The organism is Actinomycetota bacterium, from assembly GCA_040905475.1.
Lineage (GTDB): Bacteria > Actinomycetota > AC-67 > AC-67 > AC-67 > DATFGK01.
In genome coordinates this window covers 2,190-18,728 of record JBBDRM010000146.1, presented here as the reverse complement: position 1 = coordinate 18,728, position 16,539 = coordinate 2,190, and the positions used below count along the sequence as shown (strand labels likewise).

Here is a 16,539-nt window from a genome sequence, read left to right as displayed (position 1 = left end):
GCTCGTGCGGGTCGCCTGGCCCCGGTGGTCGCCTCGCTTTCATCTGAACAGCTATTCATATATCGAGAGGTCCGAGTCTCTGTCAAACGCCGATCGACGGCCACCTTCGGGAGGGACGCATCGACGCAGCGCAGGGTCACTTCATCGAAAGCCTCGTGAATTATGCGTTCACGGGTCAGCCGGTGTGGATGATTGCGAACCTCCGATACCTCCAGCACTTTCGATCCCTTCATCAGGGGCGGCTTCCGTCCGCCCGAGCTGTCGATGCGGCCATCCGCGAGCTTGTGGGGTAGACCGTTGGGAGTCGCCATCGAGCTCAGACTTGAGACAAGAATTGAGATGAAAGCCCGCACGAGCTAGTACGTTCGCGTTTCGCTCCGCCAGACGCACTCGCGCGCGTGACCGTTCTGACCTGCAAGAACGACAACTCTGTCCCTCTCCCTCGCCTCTAATCCGACCAGGTCAGGGGCCCTTCAAAACCGGTGCACCGGTTTCAGAACCGGTGGGTGAGTTCGATTCTCTCCGCCTCCGCTGAGGGAACGCTATAAGAACACCCGGCGAGAATGCCGGGCGTACAAAAGAAACGGCCGGGCTCTGCCGCCCGGCCGTTCGCCTGTTCCCGTTACTTGCAGCGCGGCTTGAAGAACTCGGAGCGAACGCCATCCAAAATCAGGTCGTCGTTCTCGTCGAAGATGATGCTCTCGGCGGTGACGTGGTGCACCGCGCCGAAAGCCACCTTGGAGCCGTCGGCCGCAGAGCCGTTCAACCGGAACGTGAACGTCGTGTTGTCCACGTTCTGGTTCTGGTTGCCTCCGAACCAGATGGTGTGGCGGCCGGTGTATGTCGGCAGCGCCGGATTCACCGGATCGGCGACGAACGATCCCACGAAGGTGCCCGTGATGTGGTTCAGCTCGTCGTTCCAGAACGTCGCGTGGAACACACCGTTCTCCACGATCGAGACGACCGTTTCCTCCTCGGAGCCGTTGATGCAGAACATCGGGTCCGTGAACGTGTCGGTGAAGTCCCACTCGTGCTCGGTGAACGTCTCCGGCTGGGTGCCGGCGAACGCCGCCGGGCCGATCGCCATCACGCCGACCACGATCAAGAACACGACGGCGACGCGAAGAAGCTTCCTCATACCTTCCCCCCTCCGGGACCGGGCGGTCCCATCCCCGTACCAACCCTCCACAGTCTTCTCCCTCTCGCACGCCCCGGGCCGGTGAGTGTTGTGGAGCACGAAGCGGGCCATCGCTCTCCTTCCGGTCGCAGTTCTCTCCGCGAGTATCGCCACCTCGAAGCCGCAGAAGGTCCGCCAACACGCGTATTCCCGGGTCCGCCGGACGCGCAAAGGCGTCCTGGCGTTCCCCCTCAGCGAGGGTCTCAGCCGCGTCAGGGTTTGGTTACACCCGCGACCACATCGCGACTCAACCGGTCATGCACGCGCATCTTGTCTGGTGGCCTCAGAGGCGAGCGCCGCGCGCGACGACACCCCGAGCTTGCCGAAGATGCGCGTGAGATGCGTTTGCGCGGTGCGCGGCGAAATGAAGAGCCGCTTTCCGATCTCGACGTTCGTCAATCCCTCAGCGACGAGGCGTACCACGTCCAGCTCGGCCGGCGAGAGGCTAGCCCATCCGCTGCGCGGACGGCGCCTCGGACCACGCCCGCGGCGAGCGTAGGCAAGGGCCTCGTCGAGCGACAGCGCTGAACCCTCTGTCCAGGCCGGATCGAAATCGGCGCCCAATCCTTCGCGAACGACGTCGACTTCGGCGGCGTACGATTCGCGATACAACGGAAATCGAACCGAGCCGGTTGCTCCCCGGCCGGCGTCAGCGGCCCCGAAGAGCCGCGCCGCTTCGTTCCCATCGCCCCGCGCGGCCGCGATCCCCGCGAGACCCTCGATCGCCTCGACGGCCAGCCACCGGCAGCCGGTCGGCGCGACCATTTCAAGCGACTCGTGCATGTGTGTTTCCGCGCTCTCGAGGTCGCCCTCCGCCCGATCGATGCGGGCATTGGTGAGCGCGGTGAAGGCGGTTGCGATCGGATTCCCCGACCGGCGCCCCGTTTCGATCGCGTCGTCAAGGTGCGCGCGCGCATCGCTTCGCCGGTCGAGCGCGCTCTCGGCTGCGGCGAGAACGGAGAGGCTCCAGGCCCGCTCCCATGCTTGGTTGATCTCGGCCTGGATCTCCGCGGCCTCCGTGAGGTGCTCGACGGCCTCGGCGTGGCGCCCCGTTCCATGCTCGAGCGTTCCCCGGTACATCAGGCCGTAGGCCAGGCCGATGGGGAAGTTCGTCTCCTTGGCAACGTGGAGACCGGCGTCGAGCGCCGATTCTGCGTCCTCGTATCGCCCGGTCAAGGTGAGGATCCAACCTTTCACCGCCTCGGCGATCGAGATCCAAACCGTGTCTTGCAGGGCTTGCGACGCCTCCAGCGCTCGCTCGGCCATCGCGAGGCCATCGGACAGGTTTCCCAGGAGCGTCGTCGCCATGGCGCTGAGGCTCAGCGCGACTTGAATGAATTGCGTTCCCGCCGACTCCGCACGCTCGATGGCTTCGTTCAGGTACACCATGGCGGTTTCGGGATCGCCCAAAGAGACGTGGAGCCACCCGAGCGCGCAAACGGCGTTCTCGAGCGCCCACGAGGCGTTCGCTTCGCGCGCGAGCTTCTCGGCTTCTTCCAGATAGGGAAGCGCGCGGTCGGAAGCGACGAGGATCGCAGACCACCCGCCGATGCTTCGGGCTCGCGCCATGATCCCTGTGTTTTCGATCTCCGCGGCGATGCCGTAGGCCTCGTCGGCGAGCGCGAGGGCCGCCACCGGGTCGCCGTCGACGAGGGAGATCTCCGCCGCCGGTGGGAGCACCTTCGCGCGCACCACCGGATCAAGGTCCTCGCGCGCGACCGCGGCCTCGAGATAGCGGCGGCCCTCGCGTACGCGCCGGATCTCCCAGTACAGGAAGAGCGCCCCCGCCAGGCGAGAGACCTTCGCCGCCGTACGCTCGGTCATCGAGTGCTCCAGGGCGGCGCGGATGTTGTCGATCTCGGCGTCCAGCTGTTCGATCCACCGCCCCGGGGGCCCCGCCTCGATCTCGACCTCCGCGGCCTCAGCAAGCGAAAGGAAGAAATCGAGGTGCCGCTCGCGCACCGCTTCCGTCTCGCCGGCGGCGACGAGCCTCTGCCGCGCGTAGTAACGGATCGTTTCCAGGAGCCGGTAACGCGCCGGACCGCCGTCCCGTTCGTCCACTTGCACGAGCGATTTGTCCACCAGGCCGGTGAGGAGGTCGAGAATGTGAGCTTCCGGGACGGCCTCATCCGTGCACACCGCTTCCGCGGCGTCGAGGGAGAAGGTGCCAGCGAACACCGACAGTCGTGCGAGAAGGCGGCGCTCGTCCTCGGACAGCAGGTTGTAGCTCCAGTCCACGGATGCTTCGAGCGTTCGCTGGCGCGGCAGCGCGGTGCGGGCGCCGCCGGTGAGGATACGGAAGACGTCGCCGAGCGCGGCGGTGATCTGCTCCGGGGTGAGCATGCGGGTGCGCGCCGCAGCCAGCTCGATCGCGAGCGGGATGCCGTCGAGACGGTGGCAGATCTCGGCGATCGCCGGCGCATTGTCGTTGGTCGCGCGGAAGTTCGGGCGGGCCTTGAGCGCCCGGTCGATGAAGAGGCGAACGGCCTCGTACTGGCCGAACGATCCCGGCGTGATCGCGCGCGGCGGAAGCTCGAGCGAGGGAACCCGCAACGCGACCTCACCGTTGACCCCGAGCGGCTCGCGGCTGGTTGCGACCAGGGTCACCGTGGGGCAGGAGTTGAGCAACGCGTCGGCGAGCGCCGCACACGCGTCCACCAGATGCTCGCAGTTATCGAGGATGACGAGGGCGTGACGTGGCTGGAGCTGGCGCACGAGCGTGTCGGTAACAGGCTGTCCGGGGACCTCGCGGATCCCCAGCGACCCAGCGACGGCGTTGGGGACGAGCTCCGGATCCGAGAGCGCCGCGAGATCGACCCACCAGACGCCGTCGGGATGCTCGGCCACGAGGCCGGCCGCGACCTCGAGCGACAGCCTCGTCTTGCCGCACCCGCCGGCGCCGGTCAGTGTGAGCATGCGCGTTTCCGCGAGACGGTTGTTGATTTCGGCCATCTGCTGCTCGCGCCCGATGAACGTGGTCACCTGCAGGGGGAGGTTGTTCAAGACCGCGTCGAGCGAACGCAGCGAAGGAAACTCCTCTTTGAGACCTGGATGACAAAGCTGGTAGACACGTTCGGGGCGCGCCAAGTCGCGCAGGCGGTGCGATCCGAGGTCGAGGAGGCTCGCCTCTTCGGGCAGGTGATCCACGACGATCTCGTGCGTGGCGCGCGACAGCAGCGTCTGACCACCATGCGCGAGCGAGCGCAGCCGCGCACACCGGCTGATCGCTTCTCCGGCGTAGTTACCCTCGTCGCGTAGCAGCGCCTCGCCGGTGTGAAGCGCGATGCGGACGAGTAGCTCCATCCGGCCCGGCCACGGCTCCGATGCGAAGGCGAGTTGCAGCGAGATCGCGCAGGAAACGGCGTCGGTGCCGCGCGTGAAGACCGCGACGAGGCTGTCTCCCTCGCCCTGCTCGACGGGGCGCGCGCCGCGGTGGGATGCGATCGTCTCGTCGGCGATCTCGTAGTGGCGCGCGATCGCCGCGGCCATGTCGTCGTGGCGCTCCTGCCAGAGGCGCGTCGATCCCTCGACGTCGGTCAGCAGGAACGTGACGGTGCCCGTCGGGAGCTCCGACGGTGCTCCGACGCGCGATTCTCGGTCCATAGGTGCTGTCGGGATCCGTGAGGACGTTTTCCGCTCGGGTGGGATGCTGACAGACAACTCTCCCGGATGTCGAGCTTGGGCGCGGGTCATCGCGGTGCCGGCCCGTCCAGCGGCTGTCCCCAGATGGCCCGGCTCGTCCCACGCGCGCCGGGTGGCAGACACCGGAGGGCTTCCTCCGCCGTCTCGGCCTGGACGACGACATAGACTCCGTGCTCGCCGGCGGGGCACGTGCAAAAGGGCGCCGTCCCGGACGAGATATCCGCGACCTTCGACGCGGCGTACTCCGCCAAGACGCTCTCGCACTCTTCGGGGCGGTGGGTGTTGTGGAGCATGAAGCGGGCCATGGCTTTCCTTCCGGTCGCAGTTCTCTCTAACGAGTATTGCCGTCTCTCTAACGAGTATTGCCGCTCCGAAGCCGGAGAAGGTCCGCCAACACGCGTATTGTCGGGTCCGCCGGACGCGAAAAGGCGTCCTCGGGGATCACCTGAGCGCCTTGTCGAAGTTGTGGTAGAGGATTCGTCCTTCCCCGCCGAGGGACGTCGCGAGCGTGCGAGAAGCGAGGTTGGACTCGTTCACCGTGTGATACTCGGCTCCCTTGAGACCGACTTCCTCGTAGCGCCGGTACAGCGCGGAGGCAAGCGTCTGGCCGATGTGGTTGCCGCGGTGGCGTTCGAGCACGCCGATCGCGTACAGCCCGCCGTACTGATACTTCCGCGCGCGGAGTGCGAACCGAAGCTGCGCGAAAGGGTTCGACTTTCCCTTCAGCGCTCGCGCGTGCGGAGACCAGTCCGGAAGACCGAAGCAGAAGCCCGCCGGCTCGCCGTCCACTTCGGCCAGCAGAAGCAGCCTCGGGTCGAAGATCGGCTTGAGAGGCTTGAAGAACTCCCGCACCTCTTCGATCGTGAACGGATGGTATTCCCACTCGTCTCGGAACGTCTCGTTGTAAAGGTGCATGGCGATTTCGATGTCTGCATCCCACCGCCTCTTGTTCACCGGCCGGATCAGGCAATGCGCGTTACGAAGCGCGCGCGATGAAGCTTTCCGATAGACATCGGAGGAGAAGTCGATCCGGGAGGACCACCAGGGATACGTCGGGCGGTAACCGGCCGACTCGAGCACGTCGGTGTAGAGCGGCGGATGCCACTGGTATGGGAACATCGGGCTCGATTCAAACTCGGCGGTACGCACGCCGAAGCCGGCGAGAAGGTGGCCGTTGTAGCCGGAGACCACTCGCGTGACGCCGCGTTCCGCGAGCCAACGCTCGGCCTCCTCGAGCATCTCGATCGCGCGCATGCCGGCCTCGTTCGAGGAGGCGAAGTATCCGATGAAGCCGACGGCTTCCTTGTGGAACTGCTGGTACCGCCGGTTGATCATGGCCGCGCAGCACGCCACGTCCCGCCCGTTTCCGTCGGTGACGACGAAGAGCGCGTGCTCGAGGTCGGCGTGCAGCGACGAGCGGCCGGTGAGTAGCTTGACGACGTCCGCCTCAGTCGGCGCGACGAAGAGCGGGCGTTCCGCATTCATGCGCCGCTCCAGGCTCGCGAATGACCTCACAGCCGCCTCGTCGCCTGCAGGGATCTGCCGGACGGAGGTGCCTTGCTCGATCTTCGAGGTCATCGCGTTCTTCCCCCTTCGGCTCCCTGTCCTGGCAAGCCATCCGATCGACTCGCGCGCGCACCTGCCCGCGCTCTTGTCCTCAGAGGCAAGGGATGTCTCGGGCCTGGTCGCCGGTGATCTCGACGCAACCGGTCGCGCTGTTGTTGGCCGTGGACAGCTCGCGCAGCATGCCGAGCACATCCTGGTCGACGGTCAGCGCATACCGGCCGTCTGGGACGCCACTGATCTCGATGTACTGGTCGCCCAGGTACCAGGCGTACACGTCCGCATGGCCCACGGAGATCCCCATCTGCAGGTAGCGGGCGCCCGGAAATGTCGGGTCGGCGGGGTCGCGGTGCGTCGGCTGGTCGCAGGTTCCGGGGATGGTGTAGGTGAGCGGCGCATTGGGCAGCGCCGTCTGACCGAAGCGCGTGTTGTCGATGTCCGCCATGCAGATGCCCTTGTCGATCCCGGTGCGGACGACCTCGCCGAGGGTGCCGTCGTCGTTCAGGCGTCGAAGCTTGATGTCTTGCCAGCCGCGGTAATGGAAGTGGAGGTGGCTCTTGCTGTAGGACGCCGTCCCCGACGGGCCGAACTGCTCCACGCTCCCGTCCGAGCCGTACACCCGCTGATACACCTGCGTGCCGTCTCCCTCGTCCGGATAGATGTGCAACTCCAGCGGCCCGTCGCCGACGTTGGACTCGCCCTGCGTCCAGCGCAAACAGCGCATGGGGCCCCCGCCGGGCTGCGGCTGGTCGGCGGTGAGGCCGAGCGTCTCCATGGCGTAGCAGCTCGGTTGGTGGTGCAACCCGCGATCGCCGCACGCGTAGTAATGCAAGACGCAGAAGCCCGACTCGATGTGAAACTCCGACGGCGTGGTGGGAACGATGTCGGGGAGCAGTGGCCCGGACTTCCCGCCGAACGCGACGAACGAGCGGGTCACCGGCTCGTCGTACTCGAGCTCCTGACGCGTGATCGTCCGTCCGCGCTCGAACGCGACGAAACCCTCGTAGCGCAGCGTCTCGAGCACCCCGGAAGCGACCGGCTGGCCCACGGTGAAGCTGGGCTCCACGGCGATCGTCCACAAGCCGTTGGCCGGATCCGGGATCCAGACGGACTCATCACGGGAGAACCCATACATGTCGGAGCGGCCGGCGAGCGCGCCGTGCGGATCGTAGACGGACAGGTCGAGGTCGTAGCCGACTTCGTAACTCAGCCACCGGATCTGCACGATCATCCCGCCCGCATCCGCCGACCAAGTCCCCGCGGGCAGCGCGACGTCCACCGACGCCACGTCGCACGCGCCCGGAGCGCAAGGCACGTCGCGGAACGGCCGGTTGGCCGGCACGCCCGAGTACGCCTGCGCCGTGTTCGCCAGGCCCCGGGCCGACACCCCGGCCGTGACCTCGCCCGACCACGACGCCGTCGAGGCCATCGAGTCCAAGACGTAGGTCCCGGGCCCGGTGGCGGCGCCGGGTACCGTGATTCCGACCACAACGAGCGTGAAGAGTGCAACGATCCGTGCTCGAGTTCTCAGGAGCCTCTCCATTGCCGTCCCCCCTCATCGACCTACGGAGGAGGAGTATCGCTACCCCGAAGCCGGAAAAGGTCCGCCAACACGCGTATTCTCCGGTCCGCCGGACGCGCAAAGGCGTCCTCGGGGATCTCGTCTCGAGGTGCAGACCGCGGGCGGGCTCGAAGACTCGCCTTCGTCTCACGAGAGAGAGCGTGAAACGCCCTGACGCGGTGCGACCCCAGGCGCACGCGTCGACCCAAACGCTCTGACCTGGGACGTTGGTGTGCTTATAGCGTTCCCTCTGCCTCCGCCCAAGCCGACCTGCTGTGTTGGAGACCGTGATACGGAAGGGTCGCTTGATCGGGGTTCGAGCGTCCGAGTCTTTCTTGTTCATCCTCGACAACGCAACGCGTCGTCGACACGATTCGAAAGCTCGAGATTCCGGCGTTCAGCGAACAGATTTTGAGCCGAGATTTGAGATGAAGATACGCGCGAGCGCGTCCGAACGCGTTTCGCCGTCCTGTCAAGGTCGTACTCCGGATGCGTTCTGACCTGCGTGAATGAAACACAACGCTCCTCGTCCAAACGTGCTCGTACGTACTTGGAGGCGCTTCAAAACCGGTGCGGCCCTTAACCGGGCCGGGTGGGTTCGATTCCTTCCGCCTCCGCTCGGTCTGACCTGTGGTTTTACGCCTGATCGCGCACCGAACGCGGTATCGAAAAGGCTCTCGCAAACCGCTGAATGACACCGGTTCTTCGCGCGCCTCAACGCGCTGACCTGCGAAAACGTCCCGCGATACCACACCGGCTTTTCGGACCAGTGCGTGCGATTTGGCACCCCCGCTGACCTGCGCATTTGGAGGCCTTGGGGCCAAACGTTGGCCCCAAACGCCACGCGATCGGCCGACTCTGGCCTCCCTTATCAGAAAGGAGTCGGCCGACGGCTCTTCCTTTAGGTGACGCGCACGGCTTCCGGCAGCCAACGATCGACCACGTGCGCGAGGCCTACATCGCGCGCGCGTATGCCAAGGATCTCGCACCGCGAACGATCGAATGGTACGAGCGCCACTCGACGACGTTCCGCGATTGGTGCGCCGAGGAAGGAATCGTGTTTGCCGCCGAACTGCGCGCAACACATCTGGATGACTATCTGATCTTCCTTCACGCCCGGCTGGCACCACACACCGTTCACGGCGCGGCGCAGGTCGCCAAGAGCATGACGCGCCTGGGGTTCCGCAAGGGCTATTTCGCTCGTGAGATCTCGCGAGACTTCGAGCTGCCGAAGGTGCCGCAGATGATCATCGCCACCTACACCGACGACCAGCTGCGCGCGCTGCTGGGTGCGGTGGATCAGCGCCGGTGGACCGGCATCCGAGACCGCGCGATCCCGATCCTGCTGCTGGACACGCTCGCGCGCATCTCTGAGATCACCGGGCTCAACCTCGAGAACGTCGATCTCGATGAACGCAAGCTCCTGGTCATGGGAAGGGTCGCCGTCAGCGCGAGCTGCCGTTCGGTCGAGTTGCGGCACAGGCGCTGCGCGCGTACATGCGCACGGTCGCGCAGCATCAGTGGAGCGATCCGTGCTTCATCTCGCGCACTGGAAGACGCCTCACCCGCGACGGGATCGCCGCCGCGATGCGCACCTACGCGCGCCGGGCCGGCATCCGCGGGGTTCGGTCGTCACCGCACACATTGCGCCACACGGGTGCCAAGCGATTCATCTTGGGCGGCGGGGACGTGTTCACATTGCAGAAGTTGCTCGGGCATCGATCCCTAACGATGGTGCGACGCTACGTTGAACTGGCCGCCGCCGACGTCCGCGTCCAGCATGAGCGGCACAGCCCGGCCGACACGCTCCTGCGGCGACCTCATCCCCGATGATGTTCCCCGAGAATACTTACTCGCTTCATTGATTGATCACCAACCAGCAGGCAGGACGATCTCGAACTCGGCGGCGACACTCCTCACTGCTTCACCGTGGTGGGGATCGGCTGGAGTCAAAGGCACGCTCTCGACACCAACAGCCGTCGTGTGCCAAATCGCCCAGCACGGTTCGTCCGGAGCGAATCGAGAACGGTAACCCGCTCCGAGCGCATCAGGGATCCACTCCCGGAGGGCAACTCCGACGGCCTGACTTATCGGGCGGCCGAGCCCTATGCCTCCGAGACGAAGAAGGCCGACATCCAAGTGCGCGGCTGCGTCGAGTGCGGCGACTGCGCTGCGCACGCGTGGATGCTTGTCGAGCTGGGTCAAGACTGCGGGAGTTTCGATGTCGATGAAGAACCCGGCGTTCTTGACGCGGACGGTTCCAACTCGTTGCACAGCCAGCCAGTCACGCAGTCCCGAGGGATCGCCACGATCCCACTCGATGTCGGCGTCCTCGACGCCGGCGACCGCATCCAGCGCTGCCTCGGCGGACGGACTCGGTCGGAAGCGACTCATCGTCTCTCGCAGGCAACCACTCAGGCGCGTTGCGGTGTAGCGCACGGCGACCGCGCCGTCGGGATCGTCGAAGCGGTTGCGTCCGGGACGATCGGGCTCAGGAGGATGGAGCCGCTCAGGCGCGGGATGCACGCGCAACGTGCCGGCATCCGGATAGATCGCCTGCCCGGCGGCGACGATCTCGGGTGGAAGCACGCGGCGATCAGCCCTCGAGGAACGCGCGCGTACTGACGATCACGCGACGGACCCCCGCAGGATCTTCAGCTGACGCGAGCGCGACGAGCGGCGCCTCGTCGGCGAGCTGCGGGTTCGCCGAGCGCAAGAATCGTGCCGCCACTGCGGCGGAGTAGCAGCCGACGATGGCTCGAACGATCCAGTACAGGGCGTCCAGGCGAGTAGCAACGTCGTGCTCTCTGGGCTCCAGGTCTTCCGCGGCCCACCGCTTGAGCTGTCGCGCGTCGCTGAGCCCGAGAGCGGCCGCGGCGATTCGAGGACCGATCGTTTCGAGCAGATAGCCGGCCTTGGCCCGAACCGGCTCTGTGACCGACGACTTATGGGCCTCCTCCCAGATCTTGGTGAAGTCCACCGCGACCGCAGGCATTTCGACCTCCTCTGCATCCCTAACGACATCACTAATGTATACCCAAGCGCCACGTGGGCGCAAGGGCATCCACTCGAGAAGATCGCCGATTCCCGCTCTGCTCCCGGAACCGAGTGCGGAGGAGACCGGTCATGGCACGACCGGTTGGCAACGTCTACGCGTCGCACGAAACGACGATCGAGGATCTGCGACAGGGGTTCTTGGCGCCCTGTCGCGTGAAGAACGTCGCGGAGCGCACGATCGCGTGGTGCGACCGGCACACGCTCGGCTCGAGCGGTGAGGCTCGGCTCAAGGCCTGGAGCTCGCCCGCGATCTCCCCGGTTCGCACCTGGACGACTTCGTTGTGTCGCTGCACGAAACCGGCGGGCCGCCGCACACGGCGCGCGGCGCCGCGCAGACTATCAAGTCGCTTTCGCGATTCGGCTTCCGCAAGGAGTACATCCCGAGTGGGGTCACTACGGCTTCACCGCGATCGCGTACTGCACGTCGATGCGGACCAACAGCGGTGCCATCGACTCGACGACCTGATCGTTGGCCTGCCTGACTCGGTTGGCCGCCTCGGGTGAGAGCTTGCCGATGGTCCCGCGCAGTCCTGTTCCCATGACGATCGCCCACCAGTCGTGGGCGCTGCTGACCGCGGTTGGATGGCTTGCCGTGACGATATCCGGCTCGGGGAGGCCGGCCGACGTGAAGAGGTCGGCTAGTTGCTCGGGCCGGTCGATGTCATCCCATGGGTTGTAGCGGCTCTCGGCGAGCTCGGGGCGCTCGGCGGCGACCGCCTCCCAGAACGGGCCGTACAGGGGCTCCAGCACGCCAGGACCGAACGTGGTGATCGCGAGCCGGCCGCCGGGTTTTACCATGCGCCAGAACTCGGCGGCTCCCTGAGCCATAGCGGGCAGAAAGAAGATGCCGAACACGCACACCACCGCGTCGAAGGACTCGTCGGGATACCCGAGATCGATCATGTCGCCGACGACGATCTCCACGTTGTCGAGACCACGGTCCGCTGCCTTGCGTGTTGCCAGCTCCAGGAGCTTCACAGACAGATCAGCAGCGACCACGCGCCCACCCGGCCCGACGATCTCGGCAGCCGCGAGAGCAGATGATCCTGAGCCGGCGGCGACGTCGAGCACCTCCATTCCCGGGGCCAGATCGAGGCAGTCCACGGTGCCGCGGCCTGCGGCCTCCCAGAACGTCAGCACCGGATGATCGAACACGTCCGCGGCGGCGTCGTACACCGCGGTGGTCGTGGCCTCAGACTCAAGCTCGCTCACGTGATCGCTCCCTGCGTGCTTCGTGGCGAGCATCCCTGTTCCAACGGTTCGCGGATAGTTCAACATCTGCACTGGCGCGGCCGGCAACGGCATCGCGAGCGCGTCCGTGCCCCAGAGCCGCAGCCCGGGCCCGCCGACGGCTACAACTTAGGCCGGCACTCGCGGGACGCCTGCGAACATCGACAGCTTCAACCACGACGGAAACGCTCGCCGCAGAGTCTCGGACCCGTCGATGGAGATGGCGCCCTCCCCGAGCACGTTCGGCCACGTTCGGTCACCCATCCAAACAGCAGCGAACGCGCGCAGGTCGGCCGTGACCGTGACGTCTACGTCGTGGCCGGGGTCGGCGTCGCAGACGTCCGCCTCGTCGGCGGTCAGTACGAGCCACCAGTTCCGCACGTGCGGCTCGACCTTGGGGAACACGAACTGCACGACGGTCCGGCCCGGGGGCAGGATGCCATGATCGATGTTGTAGTGGACGTCCCACAGCAGCACTTGTGGGTCCAGGTCCTGGTCGCCCAGGTCGGCGGCCCAGCGCGTGCCCCAGATGCCGATCGCCTCGACGATGGGGCGCAGCTCGAGTCCGGCGGGCGTAAGGGAGTAGGCGACGCGATTGCCGTCCTCATGGCGATCGACGAGCTCGTACCTGACAAGGGTGCGCAACCGCTTGGCGAGCAGCGCCGACGACATCTTCGGGTTGCCGCTGCGGATCTCATTGAAATGACTGCTCCCGCTGAGCAGCTCACGGACGATCAGGATCGTCCAGCGCTCGTCGAGAAGCTCCATGGCCTTGGCGATGGGGCAGAACTGGCTGTACTCGCTCATGAGTTCCCTTCGGTCGTGGCCAGCATAGTTCACATGTAGAACTATCGGACGTCGTTCCCGTCAAGGATGATGACGTCGCTCAGCCAGCGGCAGACGCCGCGGGCGCGGGCCAGTGGTCTGCGCCAGATGCAGGTCAAACAGGAGGAGACACAGATGCCACTGTTCATGGACGTGCACACTCTCGACGGAGCCGTTAGCGAGGCCGACGTTTCGGCGGCGCACGCGAAGGATCTGGAGACCCAGGGGGCGTACGGGGTCTCGTACAAGGAGGCCTGGGTCGATCACAAGCAGGGCAAGATCTTCTGCCTGGCGGAGGGACCCGACGCAGAGACGGTGAGCCGGGTCCACAAGGAAGGCCATGGCATGGTCGCCGACGCGATCTTCGAAGTGGCCCACTACGCCTGACGGCGACCCGCCCACTGCGATCCGCTCGACCTCAATAGAGTGGGCCATCCCGGACGCCTTGCCGACACGCGTCGGACAAGGACGAGCGCCGAAACTGTCGTCGCGAGGAACAGCGATGGCGACGTTCTGGGCACCTGGGCGGACCGAAGGCTGAGATTGCGGTCGGGGCCTTCAGCAGACTGGCCGATCGGGTTCGGAGAGAAACGGGACCAAGCCGGGTCTCGCCTGGAATGTAACAGACGCCGTATCGGGCGCAGTCAAGTGGCCCGCCGAGGAAGATGTGGCTCTCTTGAATCGCGCGATGAGTTCGCGCTCGATGCCGATAGTCCGGTCTCTGGCTGTAGTCACGGAGCATAAAGCGCGGAGGCGTAAAGGCGCGCCCTGAGCCGGCCCTACTGTGTGCCGTGACCATGATGGGTTGGGGCCATGTTGGGGCTAAACGCAACGGAACGCGGTGGGACTGTGCCGCGCGGCCGGCACGACACACCGAACCGGACCTGCCTAAACGCGCTTCGGCGGGCCAGACGGGATGACGCGGGACCAACGTGGATGCCCTTCAAAACCGGTGAGCCGTCTAACCACGGCTGGTGGGTTCGATTCCTTCCGCCTCCGCCACGCTTTGACCTGCGGAAGCGCCGCAGCGGAAGGAACGGTATAAGAACACCCACCGCTCAACTCGTGTGTGCCCCGGTCGCCTCGAAGGCGAAGTATCGGCGAGCTGGAGGTAAGCGGACAGCATCAGAAGCCCTTCTCGCCTCGTGTTTGCCGGAGGAGCGGCCTCCGACCTAGGTGGCGCCGCTGCGATCGGCGAGCAGCCGATCTATCCAAGCCTTCCCGATGTCGCAGCTCGTGTAGATCTCGAGCGCGGCGTCGTACTTCTCGAGCGCGCGCTTCGGATCGATCTCGAAGAGCGCGCGACCCCACAGGTGCAAAGTCTCGGCTTCTGCGAAAGGAAGGCCGTACTTCCGAAACACCTCGATCGCTTCCGCGAACAACGACTCAGCCTCACCGAGACGCCCGCGGGCAGCCGCCACGGACGCCTTCGCCATGCCGACCATGCCGAGGAAGCCCCGCCAGCCGTTCCCTTGCGCCAGGATCTCGTCGCAGCGGGAGATGTGCTTGGCCGCCTCGCTCACGTGGCCATCCCAGGCCTCAAGGATCGCCAGCCGCGTGCGCGCCTCGTATTCGTCGGTCAAGCACCCGGCTCCCAGGATCTCGATCGCCGACCCGAAGGTGGCACGCGCGCGATCGATGTCCCCACGAGCCCATCGGATCGGCCCCAGCATCGCCATCGCCTGCGTTCCCTCGACCCATCTGAGGCCCTGGGTGCGGATCCGTTCGCGGTAATTGATCAGGCGGCGTTCTTCCTCCTCGAATGAATCCGCGAAGTACATCGGCCCGGCGGGGATATAGAAGAATTCAGAGGTCAAGGAACGGGCCTTGTTCATGTCTCCCGCGTACGCGAGCGCGGCTGCAGCCGTCATGCGGAGGCTCTCTCGAGCCTGCGTGGCCTGCGCTTGGCGTGGCTTGTCGAGCTCGCGCAACGCAAAGCGAGCATGCTCGCGAGGGTCTCTTCCTTGATACCCATAGGTGCTCGCCCACGAAGCCACGAACGCCGCCAGCACGTTGTCGAGCCGGTCGGCCACGATCCACGCGCGCTCGAACAGGTCCTGAGACTCATCGAAGCGACCCCGCATGGCGAGCGCCCAGGCCTCGAGCGCGGCTCCGGTCGCCCAGATCGACTCGCTCCCCTGTTCCCGGCCGATGTCCATCCCACGGCGCGCATGCGCTGAAGCGGAGTTCGGGTCCGCCCACCACAACGACGCGACAGCCAGGCCGCACGCGAGCGGGCCGGCAAGTCGCGGTTCGGGCGTGGACCCTAGGATGCGTTCGGCTGCCCGAAAATGCTCGAGCGCCTTGGTGATGTCAGACGTCCCAGGGTAGCTCGCCAGGGCACGTCCGAGCTTGATGTGGACCCGCGCGACCTTCATGGCTTCATCAAGCGATCCGTATGCCGTGAGCGCCGTTTCGTAGTGCGCGAAGCTTCGGTCATGTTCGACAGTGGCGACGTAGTGCATGTCGCCGAGTCCTTCGTCGAGGCGTGCGCGGTGTGCGCCGCCGGTGCCGAACTCGTCCATCAGCTCGAGCGCCGCTTCGCCGTGCCCGATCCCTTCGTCGAACGCGAACACGCGGCCGGCAGCCTCCATCGCACGAACCGAGAAATCGATCGCTTTGTCTGGGTCGGCAGCGGCGCCGGCAGCACGCAGGTGCCGCGCCAACGAGGTGACATGCGGGTCGATGTCGTTCGCATGCGCTGCCTCGATCGCCGCCGCGGCCCTCAGATGGAGACGCTGTTTTCGCGCGAGCGAGAGTTCTTCGTACAGCGCTTGCTGAACGAGCGCGTGCGAGAATGTGCACGCGGCTCGTCCTCGCGCCGGGAGCTCGCGGACGAGGCCAACCTGCAACGCCTCTTCTATCGGGGCCAGAACCTCGTCGGGATCGCGCTCCAGAACGCGCGTGAGGATGTCGATGTCGAAATCGCGGCCGAGGACCGACGCGGCAGCAAGCGTCTTGTTGCACGATTCCGAGAGACGCGAGAGACGGCGTCCGATCGCTTCGACTATCCCTTCAGGGATCCCGAGGTCTTCGATACGAGAATCGAGCACCCATCGCCCATCACGCAGCATCATCCGCCCTGTGTCGATGAGGTTGCCGACAATCTGCTCGATGAAGAAAGGGTTGCCTTCCGTCGTCTGGCTCAACGTGTGCGCCAGCGCTCTGCCGGCTCCTCCCACGTCATGGGTTGCGGCGCGTTCCAAGAGGGTGAGGATCTCTTCCTCCGCCAGACCGCGGAGCGCGATCCGCTCGACGGCCCGCTCGCGGCGGAAGTCGGCCAGCGCCTCGGCCAGCGGTCGGGTGCGCGTGAGGTCGGTTTCACGGTACGTGCCGATGACCAGGATCGGCGACGAAGCGCGCGTTCGCAGAACGTGTTGCAGAAGCTGAAGCGTCGGACGGTCTGCCCAGTGAAGATCGTCGAGCACCAGCAGCACAGGTCCCGCCAGTGACGCATGCTCGAGCGCGGAGGCGACGGCCTCGA

At 66.0% G+C, this 16,539-nt stretch carries 14 protein-coding genes; 2 read left to right on the top strand and 12 right to left on the bottom strand.

Annotated features, from left to right (window positions below; translation table 11 throughout):
- The 6 genes from WEB06_18345 to WEB06_18320 form a co-directional block, all read right to left on the bottom strand.
- On the bottom strand, window positions 1–311 hold a 311-nt coding region (locus WEB06_18345), incomplete at its 3' end, for a hypothetical protein (protein ID MEX2557578.1).
- Between the two features lie 311 nt (window positions 312–622).
- Window positions 623–1,138 carry a hypothetical protein gene (locus WEB06_18340; GenBank protein MEX2557577.1) on the bottom strand — a complete coding sequence of 172 codons (516 nt, stop codon included), beginning with the start codon at window positions 1,136–1,138 and terminating at the stop codon, window positions 623–625.
- Between the two features lie 294 nt (window positions 1,139–1,432).
- On the bottom strand, window positions 1,433–4,780 hold the full coding sequence (locus WEB06_18335) for a LuxR C-terminal-related transcriptional regulator (GenBank protein MEX2557576.1): 3,348 nt from the start codon (window positions 4,778–4,780) through the stop codon (window positions 1,433–1,435).
- An 86-nt stretch (window positions 4,781–4,866) separates the two neighbouring features.
- Window positions 4,867–5,124, bottom strand: coding sequence for a hypothetical protein (locus tag WEB06_18330; protein MEX2557575.1), 258 nt, complete (start codon window positions 5,122–5,124; stop codon window positions 4,867–4,869).
- Between the two features lie 136 nt (window positions 5,125–5,260).
- Complete coding sequence (locus WEB06_18325; protein ID MEX2557574.1) at window positions 5,261–6,397, bottom strand: GNAT family N-acetyltransferase; 1,137 nt, start codon at window positions 6,395–6,397, stop codon at window positions 5,261–5,263.
- Window positions 6,398–6,476: 79 nt separating this feature from the next.
- Window positions 6,477–7,925: a lysyl oxidase family protein gene (locus WEB06_18320; protein ID MEX2557573.1), complete on the bottom strand. Its 1,449-nt coding sequence runs from the start codon at window positions 7,923–7,925 to the stop codon at window positions 6,477–6,479.
- 961 nt (window positions 7,926–8,886) lie between these two features.
- On the opposite strand from WEB06_18320, the gene WEB06_18315 reads away from it, so the two are divergent.
- Window positions 8,887–9,672: a tyrosine-type recombinase/integrase gene (locus WEB06_18315; protein ID MEX2557572.1), complete on the top strand. Its 786-nt coding sequence runs from the start codon at window positions 8,887–8,889 to the stop codon at window positions 9,670–9,672.
- Between the two features lie 140 nt (window positions 9,673–9,812).
- Here WEB06_18315 and WEB06_18310 read toward each other — a convergent pair whose 3' ends face one another.
- From WEB06_18310 to WEB06_18290, 5 genes are all read right to left on the bottom strand, one after another.
- Window positions 9,813–10,532, bottom strand: a complete 720-nt coding sequence (locus WEB06_18310; GenBank protein ID MEX2557571.1) for a hypothetical protein — start codon at window positions 10,530–10,532, stop codon at window positions 9,813–9,815.
- 7 nt (window positions 10,533–10,539) lie between these two features.
- Entirely contained in the window at window positions 10,540–10,938 is a 399-nt protein-coding gene (locus WEB06_18305; GenBank protein MEX2557570.1) for an XRE family transcriptional regulator, read from the bottom strand.
- Window positions 10,939–11,092: 154 nt separating this feature from the next.
- Window positions 11,093–11,314 (bottom strand): hypothetical protein, encoded by a 222-nt coding sequence (locus tag WEB06_18300; GenBank protein MEX2557569.1) that lies wholly within the window; start codon window positions 11,312–11,314, stop codon window positions 11,093–11,095.
- A gap of 79 nt (window positions 11,315–11,393) precedes the next feature.
- The gene (locus WEB06_18295; GenBank protein ID MEX2557568.1) at window positions 11,394–12,212 is read right to left on the bottom strand and encodes a class I SAM-dependent methyltransferase; all 819 of its coding nucleotides are present in this window, start codon (window positions 12,210–12,212) and stop codon (window positions 11,394–11,396) included.
- Between the two features lie 147 nt (window positions 12,213–12,359).
- Window positions 12,360–13,037, bottom strand: a complete 678-nt coding sequence (locus WEB06_18290; protein MEX2557567.1) for a helix-turn-helix domain-containing protein — start codon at window positions 13,035–13,037, stop codon at window positions 12,360–12,362.
- Between the two features lie 153 nt (window positions 13,038–13,190).
- On the opposite strand from WEB06_18290, the gene WEB06_18285 reads away from it, so the two are divergent.
- Complete coding sequence (locus WEB06_18285; GenBank protein ID MEX2557566.1) at window positions 13,191–13,442, top strand: DUF4242 domain-containing protein; 252 nt, start codon at window positions 13,191–13,193, stop codon at window positions 13,440–13,442.
- A 785-nt stretch (window positions 13,443–14,227) separates the two neighbouring features.
- On the opposite strand, the gene WEB06_18280 is transcribed toward WEB06_18285, so the two are convergent.
- The coding region (locus WEB06_18280) for a tetratricopeptide repeat protein (GenBank protein MEX2557565.1) at window positions 14,228–16,539 on the bottom strand (2,312 nt) is incomplete at its 5' end.

Bases quoted from the DNA above. Each gene is read 5' to 3' on its own strand.
- WEB06_18340 (MEX2557577.1), bottom strand. From the start codon at position 1,138: ATGAGGAAGCTTCTTCGCGTCGCCGTCGTGTTCTTGATCGTGGTCGGC.
- WEB06_18335 (MEX2557576.1), bottom strand. From the start codon at position 4,780: ATGGACCGAGAATCGCGCGTCGGAGCACCGTCGGAGCTCCCGACGGGC.
- WEB06_18330 (MEX2557575.1), bottom strand. From the start codon at position 5,124: ATGGCCCGCTTCATGCTCCACAACACCCACCGCCCCGAAGAGTGCGAG.
- WEB06_18325 (MEX2557574.1), bottom strand. From the start codon at position 6,397: ATGACCTCGAAGATCGAGCAAGGCACCTCCGTCCGGCAGATCCCTGCA.
- WEB06_18320 (MEX2557573.1), bottom strand. From the start codon at position 7,925: ATGGAGAGGCTCCTGAGAACTCGAGCACGGATCGTTGCACTCTTCACG.
- WEB06_18305 (MEX2557570.1), bottom strand. From the start codon at position 10,938: ATGCCTGCGGTCGCGGTGGACTTCACCAAGATCTGGGAGGAGGCCCAT.
- WEB06_18290 (MEX2557567.1), bottom strand. From the start codon at position 13,037: ATGAGCGAGTACAGCCAGTTCTGCCCCATCGCCAAGGCCATGGAGCTT.
- WEB06_18285 (MEX2557566.1), top strand. From the start codon at position 13,191: ATGCCACTGTTCATGGACGTGCACACTCTCGACGGAGCCGTTAGCGAG.